The 15,932-nt window shown below is 44.0% G+C and carries 17 protein-coding genes; 9 read left to right on the plus strand and 8 right to left on the minus strand.

Features of this window, described 5'->3' with window-relative positions; all coding sequences use genetic code 11:
• The first annotated feature begins 136 nt into the window (after positions 1–136).
• From AC04MN_RS03165 to AC04MN_RS03205, 9 genes are all read left to right on the plus strand, one after another.
• Positions 137–877, plus strand: coding sequence for a hypothetical protein (locus tag AC04MN_RS03165; RefSeq protein WP_475381735.1), 741 nt, complete (start codon positions 137–139; stop codon positions 875–877).
• Positions 878–922: 45 nt separating this feature from the next.
• Positions 923–1,132, plus strand: a complete 210-nt coding sequence (locus AC04MN_RS03170; protein ID WP_475381736.1) for a DNA gyrase inhibitor YacG — start codon at positions 923–925, stop codon at positions 1,130–1,132.
• A 92-nt stretch (positions 1,133–1,224) separates the two neighbouring features.
• Positions 1,225–1,497, plus strand: a complete 273-nt coding sequence (locus tag AC04MN_RS03175; RefSeq protein ID WP_475381737.1) for an HU family DNA-binding protein — start codon at positions 1,225–1,227, stop codon at positions 1,495–1,497.
• Between the two features lie 156 nt (positions 1,498–1,653).
• Positions 1,654–2,622, plus strand: a complete 969-nt coding sequence (pfkA, locus tag AC04MN_RS03180; protein ID WP_475381738.1) for a 6-phosphofructokinase — start codon at positions 1,654–1,656, stop codon at positions 2,620–2,622.
• 116 nt (positions 2,623–2,738) lie between these two features.
• Complete coding sequence (locus AC04MN_RS03185) at positions 2,739–3,860, plus strand: ABC transporter substrate-binding protein (RefSeq protein WP_475381739.1); 1,122 nt, start codon at positions 2,739–2,741, stop codon at positions 3,858–3,860.
• Positions 3,861–3,936: 76 nt separating this feature from the next.
• Positions 3,937–4,839 carry a branched-chain amino acid ABC transporter permease gene (locus tag AC04MN_RS03190; RefSeq protein ID WP_475381740.1) on the plus strand — a complete coding sequence of 301 codons (903 nt, stop codon included), beginning with the start codon at positions 3,937–3,939 and terminating at the stop codon, positions 4,837–4,839.
• Between the two features lie 6 nt (positions 4,840–4,845).
• Positions 4,846–5,832, plus strand: a complete 987-nt coding sequence (locus tag AC04MN_RS03195; protein ID WP_475381741.1) for a branched-chain amino acid ABC transporter permease — start codon at positions 4,846–4,848, stop codon at positions 5,830–5,832.
• A complete protein-coding gene (locus tag AC04MN_RS03200) occupies positions 5,825–6,601 on the plus strand; it encodes an ABC transporter ATP-binding protein (RefSeq protein ID WP_475381742.1) in 777 nt (258 codons plus the stop codon). Before AC04MN_RS03195 ends, AC04MN_RS03200 begins: the two co-directional genes overlap by 8 nt.
• Positions 6,598–7,308, plus strand: a complete 711-nt coding sequence (locus AC04MN_RS03205; protein ID WP_475381743.1) for an ABC transporter ATP-binding protein — start codon at positions 6,598–6,600, stop codon at positions 7,306–7,308. The genes AC04MN_RS03200 and AC04MN_RS03205 overlap by 4 nt, the downstream gene beginning before the upstream one ends.
• Before the next feature lie 33 nt (positions 7,309–7,341).
• On the opposite strand, the gene AC04MN_RS03210 is transcribed toward AC04MN_RS03205, so the two are convergent.
• The 8 genes from AC04MN_RS03210 to fliJ form a co-directional block, all read right to left on the minus strand.
• Complete coding sequence (locus AC04MN_RS03210; RefSeq protein WP_475381744.1) at positions 7,342–8,805, minus strand: sensor histidine kinase; 1,464 nt, start codon at positions 8,803–8,805, stop codon at positions 7,342–7,344.
• Complete coding sequence (locus tag AC04MN_RS03215; RefSeq protein ID WP_475381745.1) at positions 8,783–9,499, minus strand: response regulator transcription factor; 717 nt, start codon at positions 9,497–9,499, stop codon at positions 8,783–8,785. Before AC04MN_RS03215 ends, AC04MN_RS03210 begins: the two co-directional genes overlap by 23 nt.
• Before the next feature lie 284 nt (positions 9,500–9,783).
• Complete coding sequence (locus AC04MN_RS03220) at positions 9,784–11,067, minus strand: flagellar hook protein FlgE (RefSeq protein ID WP_475381746.1); 1,284 nt, start codon at positions 11,065–11,067, stop codon at positions 9,784–9,786.
• A 167-nt stretch (positions 11,068–11,234) separates the two neighbouring features.
• Positions 11,235–11,681, minus strand: a complete 447-nt coding sequence (locus AC04MN_RS03225) for a TIGR02530 family flagellar biosynthesis protein (RefSeq protein ID WP_475381747.1) — start codon at positions 11,679–11,681, stop codon at positions 11,235–11,237.
• 2 nt (positions 11,682–11,683) lie between these two features.
• Positions 11,684–12,697 (minus strand): flagellar hook assembly protein FlgD, encoded by a 1,014-nt coding sequence (locus tag AC04MN_RS03230; RefSeq protein WP_475381748.1) that lies wholly within the window; start codon positions 12,695–12,697, stop codon positions 11,684–11,686.
• Positions 12,698–12,715: 18 nt separating this feature from the next.
• The gene (locus AC04MN_RS03235) at positions 12,716–14,608 is read right to left on the minus strand and encodes a flagellar hook-length control protein FliK (RefSeq protein WP_475381749.1); all 1,893 of its coding nucleotides are present in this window, start codon (positions 14,606–14,608) and stop codon (positions 12,716–12,718) included.
• Between the two features lie 34 nt (positions 14,609–14,642).
• The gene (locus AC04MN_RS03240) at positions 14,643–15,467 is read right to left on the minus strand and encodes a MotE family protein (RefSeq protein ID WP_475381750.1); all 825 of its coding nucleotides are present in this window, start codon (positions 15,465–15,467) and stop codon (positions 14,643–14,645) included.
• Positions 15,464–15,919, minus strand: coding sequence for a flagellar export protein FliJ (gene fliJ / locus AC04MN_RS03245; protein WP_475381751.1), 456 nt, complete (start codon positions 15,917–15,919; stop codon positions 15,464–15,466). The genes AC04MN_RS03240 and fliJ overlap by 4 nt, the downstream gene beginning before the upstream one ends.
• Between the last annotated feature and the right edge of the window lie 13 nt (positions 15,920–15,932).

Here is a 15,932-nt window from a genome sequence, read left to right on the forward strand (position 1 = left end):
TAGATTTGCAAAAATTGGCCGATCTAAAAGCCCAGATCGCATTAAATTTGACCTGCCACACCCTATCCCCCGGCGCAGTTCTTGTATCTGGAAGGTTCGAGATCATTTTATTTTTTTCGGCCTCGGGAGGTCGCATATGAAAAAAGCTTTGCTATTATTTGGTTCGGTTTTAACTGCAGCAGTTCTGTCTGCTTGTGGCAACTCGGGCGGCGGCTCTAACAATAATGTTGTTTGTAACGGAGCTATTATTAATGGCGTCTGCCAAACGGGCGTGATCACCCCTCCGAACACAGTCACTTACAAATCAGGTGTTTACGGCAGCTTCCAGCAAATGACGATTCAGAACGCAGCTGCAGTGAGATCCCTACTTCAAAACCACATGGGTGCTTGCGACCGATCAGATATAACTGGAGGAAGCTCGAGCTGCAATAATTGGACAAATTTGCGATTTCAAGTAACAGCACAGCTAAATCCAACGGGAACAGTAAACAGCGCAGGAAAACCACTTTATAGTACCGGCGAAGTGGTAGTTAAAGTCAATGCCACAGTTCCTCCATTTAACTTTGACTTTTACGTGGGCCGACCGCGCCCACAATCGGCAAGATGCATTTACTGGCTTACTTCATTCACGACTGCCGAAATTGAATGCACCGTTGGTATTACAGCAACTCCGGCCTGGATCAACAACTACCAAGGACTTGAGTTTAGAGGTTACGGACCATTCGGAACAGCCTCTGGACTGACTCTTCTACAAGTTCAGTTAACTGATATTCTGACTCAGAAAAACGAAGGCTCATACAATATGTCAGTGTCCTACCCACACAACAATGTGCCGTATGTGATCTTGACATCTTCAAGTGTTGGCCGCGTTCGCTAAGCATAAAAAGTTGCACATTTGCAAAAGTGTGCCTATTAAATACTTATGGATTCGAAAACACAGAATATTAAAACCATCAAATGCCCACAGTGTGGGCATTTGACCGTTTTCTCTCCCGAGAATAAATTTAAACCTTTTTGCTCTGAGCGTTGTCAATTGATCGACCTTGGCAAGTGGGCGGATGAATCGTATCGCGTCCCGACAGAAACTCCCCCTGACGACATGGGATTAGAGAATTTTTCTGAATTTGATTGACGATATCTATTTTTTCAACTTTTAATGAAGGCATTCAGCCGTCTAAACGGCAAAAAATTTAAACAACAAGATAAACATCAAAGGAGTTCATCATGAACAAAGCGCAATTGATCGAAAAAATCGCTACAGAAACAAACATCTCTAAAGCTCAAGCTGAAGCTATCCTTGACTGCACAGTTGAAAACATCAAAAAAGCAGTTAAAAAAGGTGACGATGTTAAACTAGTTGGCTTCGGTACTTTCACTAAAGCTAAACGTAAAGCTCGCACTGGTCGCAACCCACAAACTGGTAAAGCGATCAAAATCCCAGCAGCATGGACTCCAAAGTTCCGCGCTGGTGCTGAATTCAAAAACATGGTTAAGTAGTTTCTACTTAAATCAATGTAGTTAAGTAGTTTCTACTTAAACTGAATTCAAAAAAAGCCTCTGTTATACAACAGGGGCTTTTTTTTATTCTCGGACGAGGAAATTTCTGACAAAATAAATTCATTCATGACTTTTTTGTCATAAAGGGAGTGGGATATGAAAAGAATCGGAGTCTTTACTAGTGGTGGCGATGCTCCAGGAATGAATGCCGCCATTCGCGCAGTAGTTCGAGTCGGTATCGCCCGAGGCCTTGAGGTTTTCGGAATCTACTCTGGCTATGTTGGGATGATTGAAAACCATATCCAACCCCTTTCACTGCGTGACATGGCAAATATCATTCAGCGCGGAGGCACAATTCTAAAAACTGGGCGCTCTGCTGAATTTATGAAGCCCGAATTTCGCGCCCAGGCCGCAGCTAACCTAAAAAAACATGGTATCGAAGGCTTAGTGTGTATTGGCGGCGATGGCTCTTTCAGAGGAGCCCTGACCCTAACCGAAGAACATAAAATCCCGGTCATAGGAATTCCTGGGACCATTGATAACGATATTTTTGGAAGTGACAACACTATCGGCTTTGACACTGCCGTTAACACAGCCCTAGACGCCATTGATAAAATTCGTGATACAGCCGCCAGCCACGACAGACTTTTCATCGTGGAAGTTATGGGGAGAAACTCGGGATTTATCGCCGCCCACGTCGGGCTTGCTGGAGGCGCTGAAGAAATCTTCACTCCCGATGGCAATACCACTGTTGAAAAAGCCGTGGAAAGAATCGTACAATCAACAGCCAAAGGCAAAACAAGCTCGATCATTATTACCGCCGAAGGCCAAAAGCCTGGACGTGCCTATGATCTTGCCGAGGCGATTCGAAAGAAATCAGGTTTAGACGCGAAAGTTTGCATCCTTGGACACCAACAACGTGGTGGTGCCCCAACTGCTTCAGACAGAATTTTAGCTTCCCGCCTAGGAGGCGCCGCTGTTGAAGCCCTTATCTCTGGCAAATCAAATTTGATGATAGGAACCCAAGGACAGAACTTGGTAGAAGTGCCATTAAAAACAGCGACCGAAAATAGAAAGCATACGGACTTATCCCTAGTACAACTTGCGAATATTTTAGCGACATAGCTTGGATTTCAAAAAAGTAATTACTAAAGATTTACCGACGTAAAAGTGAGTTTTGTTTGACTCACCCTTCGAGGGTTGATTTCATTAAGGCTATCAAAATGAATCAAGGAGAGTTCATGAAACGTTTACTTGTTACGGCTATTTGCCTGGCTGGAATTGTATTTTCTGGCTGCACAAAAAAAGATAACGAAATTCTTATCGGTGAATATGGCTCACTGACTGGTAGCGATGCCACATTTGGCCTATCGACAAATAAAGGTATTCGAATGGCCTTCGACGAGATCAATGCGAAGGGTGGAATCAAAGGTAAGAAGTTAAAGCTGATTACTTTGGATGACCAAGGTAAACCGGAAGAAGCAGCCCAAGCTGTTACTCGCCTGATCACTCAAAATAAAGTTATCGCCGTTCTTGGAGAAGTCGCTTCTGGACGCACAAAGGCCGCAGCTCCAATCGCCCAGGCAAATAAAATTCCTTTGATCACCCCATCTTCTACAAACCCAACTGTGACTCAAATCGGTGACTATATTTTCCGGGTTTGCTTTATCGATCCATTTCAAGGATTCGTAATGGCTAAGTTTGCAACTGAAAATTTGAAAGCAAAAAAAGCAGCTATTCTTCGTGATGTTAAGAATGACTACTCTGTTGGATTGGCCGACGTATTCGTGACAGAATTTAAGAAAATGGGCGGACAAATCGTCACCGACCTTTCTTACCAAGCTGGTGATATTGACTTTAAAGCTCAATTAACTCAAATCCGTGGATTAAATCCAGACGTGATCTTCGTCCCTGGCTACTACACGGAAGTAGGTCTCATTGCCCAACAAACTCGTCAGTTAAACATCAAGGCTCCTCTTTTGGGTGGTGATGGATGGGATTCCTCTAAACTGCACGAAATCGGAAAAGAAGCGATCAATGGCTCATATTACTCGAACCACTACACAACAGAATCTACAGAGCCTGCTGTTGTTGAATTCATCAAAAAATTCAAAGAGAAGTACAACGAAACTCCTGATGCCCTAGCTGCTTTGGGTTACGATGCTGCACTCATCTTAGCTCAGGCCCTAGAAAGATCTGACCTTTCTCCTGCCAAGATTCGCGACGAGATTGCAAAAACGAAAGACTTCCCAGGTGTGACCGGAAAGATCACTATCAACGAGAATCGTGATGCGATTAAGTCGGCAGTGGTAGTCCAAGTGCAAGGACCAGAAAGAAAGTTCGTTACAACTGTAACACCTTAAAGAGTGACAAGTGTTATAGACTTGATCAAAATCGAGAGAGAAGTTTCTTTTCTCTCGATTTTTTTTTGGAGACTGAATGCAAGATTTTTTACAGCACATTATCAACGGAATCAGCCTAGGAAGTATCTATGCATTGATTGCACTGGGATACACTATGGTTTATGGAATTTTGCAGATGATCAATTTTGCTCACTCTGATGTCTACATGATAGGAGCTTTTGCGGCCTACTATGTGGCAAAATTCCTAGGTATTGAAAGCCAACCTGGACTAGGAACATTGGTCTTGCTTCTTTTCAGCTCGATGATTGCCTGTGCCGCCCTTGGAATGATTATTGAGCGCTTCGCCTACAAGCCTCTTCGCAAATCACCGAAGCTAAACATTCTTATTACCGCTATTGGAGTCAGTCTTCTGCTTCAATACTCGGCCCAAATTATTTTTGGCGCAGATCCTAAAGTCTTTCCAGATGTCATGGTTGATTCGGTCATGTTCGAAATTGCGGGCGTTCCTGTTAAATCTTTTGATGTTACAGTCTTAGCTGTGGGTCTTGTTGCCATGCTTGGCCTGCGTTTTTTGATATACCAAACCAAGACAGGAAAAGCGATGCGGGCCGTGAGTTCCAATTCGGCAGTTGCATCTATGCTTGGAATTAATGTCGATAGAATTATCACTTTCACGTTCGTTATAGGCTCGTCATTGGCGGGCGTTGGATCAGTACTTGTCGGCATGAAATATCCAAAATTGGACCCATTGATGGGAATGATGATTGGAATGAAGGCTTTCGTGGCTGCAGTTCTCGGGGGCATTGGCAGCCTTCCGGGTGCAATCTTAGGAGGCTTGATCATGGGCCTGTCTGAAGAAATGGTGGTTGCCTATCTTTCTTCAACCTATCGTGACGCCCTCGCGTTTGGAATCTTGATCACGATTCTAATCTTTAAGCCCGCTGGCCTGTTGGGAAAAAACACCATCGAAAAGGTTTAATCACTTATGTTTAAAGCATTAAAAAATCCTCTGATTGCTTTTGCCTCCCTGGTTGTTTTAGGAATGATTCTGCTGTTTGGCACCGATGCCTATATTCAACTTACGGCGACACTTGTACTGGTTAATATTATTTTAGCGATGAGCCTGAATCTTTTGAATGGCTATACGGGGCAGTTCTCGCTGGGGCACGCTGGCTTCATGGCCGTGGGCGCCTACACTTCGGTGTTTGTAAGCGCGAAGCTTCCACTCTTTCAAGGGGAATTAGCTTGGCTTAATTTTTTCTATTCCGTTTATCTTGCGGGCCTTCTTTCTGCAGGTTTCGGCTTTTTACTGGGACAGCCATCGCTAAGACTTAAAGGTGACTACTTAGCGATTGTCACACTAGGGTTCGGCGAGATCATTCGCGTTGCACTTCTGAATATGGACTTCCTTGGGGGCGCACGAGGCTGGGGAGGCTATCCGGTGTTCCCCAATTTCATCGTCGGTTGGAGTTTTGCTTGCATCTGGATTTTGGTAACCTTCTTCACCATTTGGCGCTTGATGCGATCTTCCTTTGGTCGCGGATTTTTGTCAGTGCGCGAGGACGAAGTCGCAGCGGCAGCCATGGGTATTGATACCACTGAAACTAAAGTACGGTCTTTTATCCTTTCGGCTTTTTTCGCCGGAGTTGCCGGGGCTTTGTATGCTCATTTCAACAATTACATTTCACCCAACTCTTTTGGTTTTTTATTAAGTGTTAATGGCGTTATCATGGTGGTTTTAGGCGGAATGGGATCGATGACCGGTTCTATCGTCGCGGCCATTTTAATCTCGATTCTTCCCGAAGGCCTTCGCTTCCTTCAAGAATTTACAGGTGTTGACTTAAGAATGGTAATCTATTCATTGATGCTGATTCTTATGATGCTACTTCGACCAAAAGGTCTTTTCGGCAAAACAGAGTTAAATGAAATCCTGGGAAAATACATTCAGCGCTGGAGACAAAAAAATGTCTAATGTTGTCTTAGAAGCAAAAAATATTACGATGCAGTTCGGTGGCCTAAAAGCCGTCGATAGCCTGAATATGCAAATAAAATCTGGACAACTAGCTGGACTGATTGGCCCCAACGGCGCCGGAAAAACGACAGTTTTTAACATGCTAACGGGAGTCTATCAACCCACAGCCGGTGAAGTCTTCCTAGATGGAAAATCTTTAAAAGGTAAAAAACCTTTTCAAATTTCCCACCTTGGGATCACTCGAACATTTCAAAATATTCGGCTCTTTAAAGAACTAAGCGTGCTCGATAATGTGCGCATCGCGGCCCACCAGCATGTTCGTTATGGCCTACTCGATACACTACTATTAACTAAAAAATTTCACCTCCAAGAAGAAGAAATTTTTGAAAATGCTCTTAATTTGCTAAAGATTTTCAACTTAGACGGCAAGTCTCGAGAGGCCGCAGGATCTTTACCCTATGGCGAACAAAGAAAGCTCGAGATTGTCCGCGCACTGGCAACTAATCCAAAGATTATTATGCTTGATGAACCAGCTGCAGGAATGAACCACGCCGAGACTCATTCGTTAATGGAAACAATTGCCGAGATCCGAAAGAGATTTAATCTGACGGTACTTTTAATCGAGCACGACATGAAGTTGGTTATGGGAATCTGTGAAAACATTTTCGTCCTAGACCACGGAACAAAAATCGAAGAAGGCACCCCAAGTGTTATTCAACAATCCAAAAAAGTTATCGAAGCCTACCTTGGCGTAGAGGAGGAAGCATGAGCCCTCTTTTAAAAGTTGAAAATCTACATGTTTATTACGGATCTATCCATGCTCTTAAAGGGATTAGTTTTCACATCAACCAAGGCGAAATAGTCTCGTTGATCGGAGCCAATGGTGCTGGCAAAACTACAACCCTGCGCGCCCTTTCGGGAATCGTCGAATCTCAAGGTATGATCCAACTTGGAAATGAAGACTTACAAAAGATTCCGGTTCATCAGCGTATCACTAAAGGCTTGTCACAGTCCCCTGAAGGTCGTGGCGTCTTCCCTGGAATGAGTGTTCTTGAAAATTTGGAACTGGGTGCCTATTCAAAATCTAGCAAAAAGGAAATGCTAACAGATCTTGAACAGTGCTTTACCCTTTTTCCTCGACTTAAAGAACGCCAATGGCAGCTTGCGGGAACTTTATCAGGCGGAGAACAGCAAATGCTAGCGATCTCGCGCGCACTTATGAGTCGCCCACAGCTTTTACTTCTGGATGAACCTTCGCTAGGACTTGCTCCGCTGATTGTTGCCCAGATATTTGAGATTGTAAAAAAGCTAAACCAAGAAGGAACCACCATTCTTTTGGTCGAACAGAACGCAAAAATGGCTTTAAAGGTTTCACACCGCGCCTACGTGCTAGAAACAGGAATGCTGACTCTTTCAGGAACAGGAAGTGAGCTACTAAATAACGATGATGTTCGCAGATCTTATCTTGGTGGATAAAAAAGAACCGAGCCTTAGCTCGGTTCTTTTTTATTAGACATTCATTCTACTAGGAAGAGCGTTTGAACTATTTGCGACCTTAAGAGCAGGCTGCTTTAGTTTTATTAAAAACTCGGTCCCCCGTCCTTCCGCCACAGGGCTTAAAACACTGACCGTCCCACCATGAGCCTCAACAACAGCCCGAACAAAAGTCAATCCGAGGCCCATGCCGTAAGCGGTGCGGCTCTTATCCCCACGGAACAAACGATTCCAAACCAATGATAATTCTTCGCGTGGAATACCCATACCGCTGTCACGGATTGATAAAACCACGTGCTTATCAGTCTTATAAGTCTCGATAAAAACTTCTCCATTTTCTGGAGTGTACTTATGGGCATTATCTAAAAGATTGGCAATAACTCGTTTTATTAAATGTTGATCGCAATCAACTACATCTGCCTTTAAGAGTATTTTCTTAACAGTGATGTTTTTCTCCTCAAAAGCAATCTCGTATAGCTCCATTATTTCCGAAACCATTTCGCCTAACGAGACCCTCTCAAATTTCAACTTCAAAGCTCTATTCTCAGCTTCAGAAATCTGAGTCAGCGTTTCTAAAAATCTTAAAATTCGATCTGAGTTTTCAAAGCAGGATTGCAAAGCTTCTCGATAGGCATCAACAGACTCTTCACCATTTAGAGCTAACTCTGCTCGACCTCGAAGTCGAGTCACCGGCGTCCTAATATCGTGAGCCAGGTGATCAAAGGCCTCTCGCAAATTGGATATCGCTAATTCAACCTGATCCAAAACTCCATTTGACATCGATTTAAGTTCATTCAACTCATCCTGCGATTTACCAACTGCAACTCTTGCCGAAAAAGAGCCGCTCTCAACTTTCCTAAATGCCTCAATGATTTCTTGTAAAGGGCCTAAAAGCTTAAATGATAAATAGAAACCAACTAAGAAGCCAAATAGAACCACAGGAAATAGAGTCCACCAAAAGACTCTTTTTAAAACCAGCAACTCGTCTGCGATACTCTTAGCGGATCGTGCAACAATCAGCTTTTCTCCACCTTTAAGTTTTTTCGAAACAACTAAAGCTCCATCAACGCCTAAGGGGTCCCCTTCACTGTGAAAAGTCGCTGACTCTTTTGTTTCATCAACAAGCCGACTTAAAATATTTTCTGAAATTGTAAGGCTCTCGTTTGAACGATGAGAATACAATAAGTCGCCTTGAGCTGAGTAGAAGAAGTAGGTAGATTCGCCGTCTAAATTGACCGAAGTAAAAATCTGGTCGGCTGATGTGACTCCGCCGTTAAGGCTTATCTCGATTCTTTGAGCTATCTCATTGAGCTTTTGATTGAGATCTCGCTTGCCTTGGTTTTGAAAGCTATAAAGAACTTGAAAATAGACCAGACTAAACACGAGTATGGAGCTGAAGATCAGCCCCATACTGTATAGGATTGCCAGCTTAACGCTGACTTTTGAAAGAAAACTTTTAGGCTGCAGATTTAAGGACATATCCTACCCCACGGACTGTATAGATTAGCCGTGTTGGGAAGTCCTTTTCAAGCTTGTTGCGCAAGCGGCATACAAGAACGTCGACAATATTTGTTTGAGGATCAAAATCATAGTTCCAAACATGCTTCAGAATCATCGATTTGCCGATAATCTTGTTTGGATTTGACATAAATAGATCTAACAAGATGAATTCACGCTCTTGAAGGTCTAATTTTCGACCCGCACGAGTCACGTCCCGAGTTAATCGGTTCAACTTGATGTCTGCAAAGGAAAGCTGGGTCACTTCGGTTGTTTTTGTGGCACGCTTCAACAGGTTTTGCACTCGAACTTGCAACTCTGCCATTGCAAATGGCTTCGTCATATAGTCATCGCCACCTAGTTGTAGGCCACGCAAGCGGTCATCAAGTTCGCGAAGAGCTGACAGAATCAATGTAGAAGTCGTCACGCCCTTAGCGCGCAGGTTTTCAAGGAAAGTAAAACCATCCATTTCAGGAATCATCATATCAAGAATGATGATATCGTACGAGTTCGCCACAGCTTTTTCGAAACCACGGCGACCGTTGGATTCGATATCCACTTCGCCGCCAAGCTCTTTCAAGCCTTCGCGAACAATCGCCGCGATCTCTGGGTCATCCTCAACAACGAGGCATTTAATAGAAGTCTTTTCTGTTTGGGGTGCTGTATTTGTAATCATGTAATGTATATTACAGGAGGCCTTTGCAATGTAAATAATGAACATTACAAAAAGCCTTAAATTACTCGCTTTTAATGTAATGGTACTAATTTAATACGTAATTACAACAACTTGGATCGTTATAAACCAACATTTGTTATAAAATAAGACAGCCCTCCTGGGGGTAACAGGAAGGCTGTTGGAGTTTATTTAACATGGTTAAGGGACACGCTAGGGCGGTGCCCTAGCTTTTAGACTCCGGCGGCTTTTCTAGCTCGAGTCAACTCGAGCCTTTAGCCTCCAGCTTATCTCTTCAACTGAATCACTTCGTTTAGAAGTTCATCTGTTGTTGTGATCGTTTTAGAGTTGGCTTGGAAACCGCGTTGGTTCTGAATCATGTTCACGAACTCAGTTGCCAAGTCGACCGTTGAACGCTCTAAAGATTTTGCGAAAAGCTTACCGCGACCGGCAGCACCTGGAGCACCGATTGATGCCAAACCAGATTCTCTAGATTCTTTCAAACGGTTGTTACCTACTTTAAACATCGCCTCTGGGTTTTCGAACTTTGCTAATGCGATTTGTGCTAAATCTTGTGCCTGACCGTTAGAATAAACCGCTGTCAAAGTTCCTTCATCCGAGAAAGAAAGTGAAGTGATCGTACCAGCTGCCGCGCCATCTTGGTGCCAGCTGATAAGGTCCGAGTTTTTACCGTACTGCTTAGTACCATCCAAACCTTTACCGCCTTCAGCGATAGCATCACCGAAATTGATTTTGATTTGTTGATCTTGAAGAGCTCCACCTTTGAAGTTAAATGCAGACTCTGTCATTTCTTGAGACTCAAGTTTACCATCAGTGGTGAATGTCAACTTACCCGAACATACCTGAGAGAAAATACCTTCTTCGCCACCAGAAATTTCTTTTCCGTCTACAAGGCCTTTAAATTCCCACTCGCGATCGTTTACCTTATTAAAGAACATTGAAAGCAAGTGCTTGTTACCTTGAGAATCGTACATCTCTACACCTGTAGAGTAGTGAGAAGTTGCATATGGATCTTTGATGTCGAATTTCTTTGTCGCTTCAACACGTGAATCTAAGTTCAAGTCAAACTTCAATTCCTTTGTTGCTTTTGCTGGGATCAAAGCGCGAGGGAACTTAATGTCACCAACTTTATTCAAAACGTTTCCACGATCATCAATCGAGAAACCTTGAACTTTTTGATTGTCATTTGTTACTAGATAACCTTCACGATCAAAGTGAAATGATCCATCACGAGTATAAGATTCACCATCTGAACCTTTAACTTTGAAATATCCATCACCAGAAATTGCAAGGTCCGTCACTTTTTCCGTCGCATCGACGTTACCTTGAGAAAGAATTGGGTTTACTGCACCGATCTTCACACCACGACCAATTTGGTTACCACCAAGGATACCTTTTAAGTTTTTTGCGATAATATCTTGGAATTCTGCGCGGCTTGCTTTGAAACCAATAGTGTTGGCGTTGGCGATGTTATCACCGATAACTCCCAAGGCTTCGCCCTGAGCTGTCATACCAGATACACCAGTGTAAAGAGATGAAAGAATACCCATGTGACCTCCATGTCAATTTGAGTTCGCCTCTGTCGTTCGGCTTACTCAGTTTTTGGAGGGCCTCCTCTACGAGGACCGGCCCAATATTAAGTTTTTTTGCATTCAAGACAGAGTCGCCATCTTGTTTGCGTTTTGTCCCTCAGAAACTCATTTTCTAAAGGACGTTGCTACAACACCACAGTGCTATCGATATTGGTAAAGACGTTTTCTTTTAATGCCGTCTTATCCATCACGGTCACAACCGTATTGTTCTTCACGCTCACGATGAGTGCAGAGTCATTGAGTAGCACCAATGAATCCTTCGAACCCTTCGCTGCAGCTTTTTGAACTGCTTGGTTTAGCCTCTCAAGATCTTCGGGACCATAATTGATTCCGCGAGTCTTCATCCGCTCTACCGCGTGGTTGGAAAATTTAATCCCTTCAATTGCCTTTGCAACTTGCGCTGCATCTGGCTTTGCCACCTGTTGCAATCCCGCTGGCTGCGACACTGCCTCAAGGGTGTCTTTGAAGGACGGCCCTGCTCCCTGCGTGGCATCTGCTTTTGGCAGAATACCATTTTGGGGTTGCGTGACCGGCTTTAGAGCTTCAAACGTTTGGAGCTTTTTTAGATCCATAACTAACCGCCTTGTGTCTCTTTCGCGACTTGTTCCATCATCTCTCGGCTTAACCCCACCGAATCCATGATGTTTGATACATCCGCTACAGGAGCCTCAGGGGCGGCTTTTGCTTGCTCTACATTCCCCTTGATTTGAGTTTCGCCTGTTGCGTTATCTTTTTTCAAGTCTTGTGTTTCAATGTTATTAATTTTCTGGTCGTTCTTCAGTAGACTTGGGTCTGTGATCTTCTTCACATCTCGCCATTTGACTGTCTGATTCCCCACCACAAGTACAGGTCCTTCTGCACCAAAGTTCACTCCCGTGATCAATCCATCAAAAGATGTTTTTACTTCTAGCTTCTTGCCTGCGCCATCTTTTGCCTCTGCAAAGAATTGATATTCTCCAGCAGCTGTTGCATTTCCTCTCTCGTCTTGACCGTTCCAAGTAAGTTTATTTTCTCCGGCCTTTAATGCTTTCGCATCAAGAGTTTTTACAACAGTCCCAGATGCATCACGAACCTTCAAAGAAAACTCTGCAGCGTCCGCTGGAAGAGTAAATCTGAAATCATGATTTGTATCGCCCTTCATACGAGTCAATTTTGCAGAGTCTCCTGCCACTGACTTACCAATCAAATTTAAAGCCTGGAAAGCCTCTTGAGGCTTTTGACCATTCTTAATTTCAGTCATTGTTGAGTTCATGTTCTGCATCTGCTCGAGTGAAGAGAAGTTCGCAAGCTGTGCGGCCATCTCGTGTGACTTTAGTGGATTTGTAGGATCTTGGTTTTTCATTTGCGCAAGCATCAGCTTAAAGAAAGCATCTTTATCCAGCTTATCACTACCGACGGCCCGAGTCTTTTTTGAAGGATCCACATAGTTAGCATCAGCAAGTTTATTTAAAACCTCACCGACGTTCTCTCCACCCAACTGCTGTAGCTGTTGAGGTGTTAAATTCGAGGGTGATGATGCTGCACTCGTCGGCTTTTCCGACATAGCTCCGAATGCGTTGACACCTTGTTTTGCCTGTACTGTTGCCATCCTTGGCCTCCTCTAAAGTTATGCGACTAAATTCAAACCTTGTCCGCGACCTGAAACTGCACGAACGGAAGATCGTTCTGAAGTTTCAATGGGCTGAAGTGGATTGGTTTTTTTGCTTCCATAACCGGTCGAATTAGGCGAATTGAAAAATGACTCTCTTTTCGCATTCGATCCAAAGTTTTCGTTGAAGCTATTCCAAAACTTCTTCGCCTGGTCTTGTCCACCCTGTGAATTCATATTCATCTGGTTGTTCGTAGAGTTCTCAGTATTCGTCGAACTTACAACATCCACTTTAACATGATCCATCGACAATTTGTGTGCTGCAAGACTGGTTTTTAGTTCAGCTAGACTAGACTCAATGGCCTGTTTCGCTTCCTTAGACTCGGCTTGCATTTGCATACTCATTTTTCCGTCCTGCATTAGGACCTTCAAATGAATTTCACCCATTCCCTCTGGACTCATTCTTAAGCTCATTTCACCACCACCCTTTTTCACAAGAATTTGGGCTTGGCTTAAGATTTGTTTAATATTGGCCTCTTGATCAGCCGGTGTCGGTTGAAGAGTCGCAGCCGTTGCCGCCGCAGCAATAGGGCCTTCTAATTTCGCCATATCTGTCTTCAATGGCATCAAATGAGGCGATAGAGCATCCAAGGTCGACTTAAACTCTGATGTCTTTAAATCGCCCTTACTTTCATTAGGAAGATTTGCAGACTTCGAAGCCGAAGCTTGGCCATTGAATTGCTGACCAGAACCTTGCTGACGATACTCGTCCATCAACTGGCGCATTTGCAACGGAGCTTCTTGCTGCCCTTGTGCTTTGCTTAATTGATTCTTGAGCATTGCCTCCATGGTTGAAGACGGACTCTGATTAGCGTCAACCGACGCCCCTTCGCTGAGCGTTCCTTCAATAGAGGAATCAGCTGAACCCTGGGCCGCTTTTGCTGACTGCTGTTTAGCAATCAAAGCGGCCAAGGCCAAGGGTGACATCTCTTGCACCGGAGCTTTTAACTGAGACAAAGCACTTTCTAACTTTGCATTCGGAACTTGCTTTGCAAATTCATTTTCCGGCACCATCGCTTCGGAATCCACCGGAGCTGCTGATAATTCATCAGCATCGAACTCCTGCGCAGCATCCATCGAAGATTGAAGTTCTGAATCCAATTGAAGCTTCGCCAACGAGTCCACAGACAACGCAGGCATCTTCGCCGATGACGACGCCGTTGCAGCACTTGCCGAGGCCTCTGAAGACTTCGACTTAGCCATCAAAGCCGCCATTGCGTCTGTTTGATTAGAATTCGAATCCACGATTTCAATTTTTGGCGCAGCCAAAGCATTGCTATTTTCTAGCGGCACAGGAATAACCATTGGCTGAGACTTCAAATCCGCCAACAGCCCCGCATACATCTGCATAGCTCGTTGCTCGGACTCTTTATCAAGTCCCAAATCTCCAATGACTTCCTGAGCTGTGTCTTCAGGCGTCATTTCTTGTTCGGTAGGATTTAAGTTTGCGATGGATTCCACAAGTCGTGTGGAGGGTATTCCGAATTCACTCTCGAATGAGTCCATGAATTTTTGTATCGCTTGCTTCCTACTATTTGGTTTTGCGCTTTTAGTTTCGACACTCTCGTTATTTTTCTCAGCTTTTGGCTCGTCGTTTTTAGATCTTGCCTCTGCCTTGTCTTTCTTTCCCGAGTCTGTCTTATTTTGCTCGCGGCCTATTCGAGTCTCTTTCGGTTCGCCCTTGCTGGCGTCTTTTTCCGTCTTTCTGTCAGGTACTTTCGCATCTTGCGTCCTGGCATTTAAGACTTCCCCGAACGAGTCGGACCCCGGCGGTGCTTTCGAATCCCGATCAGGGACCTTCACACCCGGCGCACCCTGTATGGGTGACCCGACCAGTATGTTGTTGATCAAAACTGCCTCCTTCCTTGGTTGCAGAATCGTTAGTTTATTTTCTTCTATAGCCTGCAAATTTTTCCGAGAATGTTTTGGCCTTTTCCGGCTTTAACAAATTCAAAATATCTGCGGCACTTTTCTTTTTCATTTTACTTAAAATCTCGACAGCCAAGTCTTCATCCATCTCTTCGAAAACTTTTGCAGCCTGCGGTGGCTTCATATTGGTATACATCTGAACCAGCGTATCCAGTTTTTCAGAATCCACCTTAACCTTTTCTTCCAGAACAGAGGAAATACCACGTCTCATCTCCTCTAGCTCTTTCATTCTTTTTTCTAGTTCGACCTTCTGAGCAGCTAATTCCTGCTCCATCCGCGAAAGTTCTTCCTCTTTCGCATCCAACTCTTTCTTCTTATCATTTAAATGCGCAATGTGATTGAGTTCATCATCATTTATTTTATTTGGATCTTTGATGTCTTCTGCTTTGGCAACCTCTGCTGAAATCCCTTCAGCCTCTTTTTTCGCCTCGGCCGCAGTTGGCGCAGGAGCCGGAGTTGCCGAGTCCGCCGCATAAACCTGTCCGGTCAACGTGAATTCAATGCGCTTCACAGTCTTTTCAACCAGTTCGAAATTTTCCATTCCCCAATATGCAACACCCACCCCAAGGATAGAGACAATTGTCATCATCCAAGGAAATGGCTTCTTCGTTTTCTTATTCTTTGTTCGGCGTTGCACACCAGCACGTGAACGCAATTGCTCTTCAATTTCCTCATCAGAAAGCCGAGCCTCGAGACGAGAACGGACAGGCTTTGGCTGATGCCCTGTTGTGGCAGCCACTCGTTTAGCCTGTTTAAAAAACTGATCATATCCGTTTCTCATTTTTCAGCTTCTCCACTCTCAAAACGTAGGATACTCATCTCATCCATTTCGTTTTGCTCTGCTTTTTTCTGATCAAATTTCCAGTCCTCGAATTTTTTTTCGCGGTACTTCTCTATTATTTTAGTATCTAAGGCCGCAAGTCGCAAAATTTCCCTTCGCTCCTCGACTATTTTTTCTGCTTCTCGGACTTTAGACCTTTGCAGTTCAATACGAATATCCTGTAATTTTTTGAATTCATTTATTTGCTGAAGAGCTGGACCTTGAGGCCCCCCTTGACTTATAAATTGACCGGCCTGAGTGTACGACTTCTTAAGATCTAAAGAGAGTCTGTGCAATTTTTCTTCTTGCGATCTTAAAAAGGCCACTGCCTCCATAAAATCCTTTTGTGCTAGATCTTCTTTGACCTTGCGATGTTTGATTACATTCTGCAGAGAAAATTTAAATTTAGGCACCGCAAGATTCCTC

It is taken from the genome of Bdellovibrio sp. ZFWA1 (genome assembly GCF_056175665.1).

Excerpts from the sequence above, each read along its gene's own strand:
- AC04MN_RS03165 (WP_475381735.1), top strand. The coding sequence starts at position 137 with ATGAAAAAAGCTTTGCTATTATTTGGTTCGGTTTTAACTGCAGCAGTT.
- AC04MN_RS03170 (WP_475381736.1), top strand. The coding sequence starts at position 923 with ATGGATTCGAAAACACAGAATATTAAAACCATCAAATGCCCACAGTGT.
- AC04MN_RS03175 (WP_475381737.1), top strand. The coding sequence starts at position 1,225 with ATGAACAAAGCGCAATTGATCGAAAAAATCGCTACAGAAACAAACATC.
- pfkA (WP_475381738.1), top strand. The coding sequence starts at position 1,654 with ATGAAAAGAATCGGAGTCTTTACTAGTGGTGGCGATGCTCCAGGAATG.
- AC04MN_RS03185 (WP_475381739.1), top strand. The coding sequence starts at position 2,739 with ATGAAACGTTTACTTGTTACGGCTATTTGCCTGGCTGGAATTGTATTT.
- AC04MN_RS03190 (WP_475381740.1), top strand. The coding sequence starts at position 3,937 with ATGCAAGATTTTTTACAGCACATTATCAACGGAATCAGCCTAGGAAGT.
- AC04MN_RS03195 (WP_475381741.1), top strand. The coding sequence starts at position 4,846 with ATGTTTAAAGCATTAAAAAATCCTCTGATTGCTTTTGCCTCCCTGGTT.
- AC04MN_RS03200 (WP_475381742.1), top strand. The coding sequence starts at position 5,825 with ATGTCTAATGTTGTCTTAGAAGCAAAAAATATTACGATGCAGTTCGGT.
- AC04MN_RS03205 (WP_475381743.1), top strand. The coding sequence starts at position 6,598 with ATGAGCCCTCTTTTAAAAGTTGAAAATCTACATGTTTATTACGGATCT.
- AC04MN_RS03210 (WP_475381744.1), bottom strand. The coding sequence starts at position 8,805 with ATGTCCTTAAATCTGCAGCCTAAAAGTTTTCTTTCAAAAGTCAGCGTT.
- AC04MN_RS03215 (WP_475381745.1), bottom strand. The coding sequence starts at position 9,499 with ATGATTACAAATACAGCACCCCAAACAGAAAAGACTTCTATTAAATGC.
- AC04MN_RS03220 (WP_475381746.1), bottom strand. The coding sequence starts at position 11,067 with ATGGGTATTCTTTCATCTCTTTACACTGGTGTATCTGGTATGACAGCT.
- AC04MN_RS03225 (WP_475381747.1), bottom strand. The coding sequence starts at position 11,681 with ATGGATCTAAAAAAGCTCCAAACGTTTGAAGCTCTAAAGCCGGTCACG.
- AC04MN_RS03230 (WP_475381748.1), bottom strand. The coding sequence starts at position 12,697 with ATGGCAACAGTACAGGCAAAACAAGGTGTCAACGCATTCGGAGCTATG.
- AC04MN_RS03240 (WP_475381750.1), bottom strand. The coding sequence starts at position 15,467 with ATGAGAAACGGATATGATCAGTTTTTTAAACAGGCTAAACGAGTGGCT.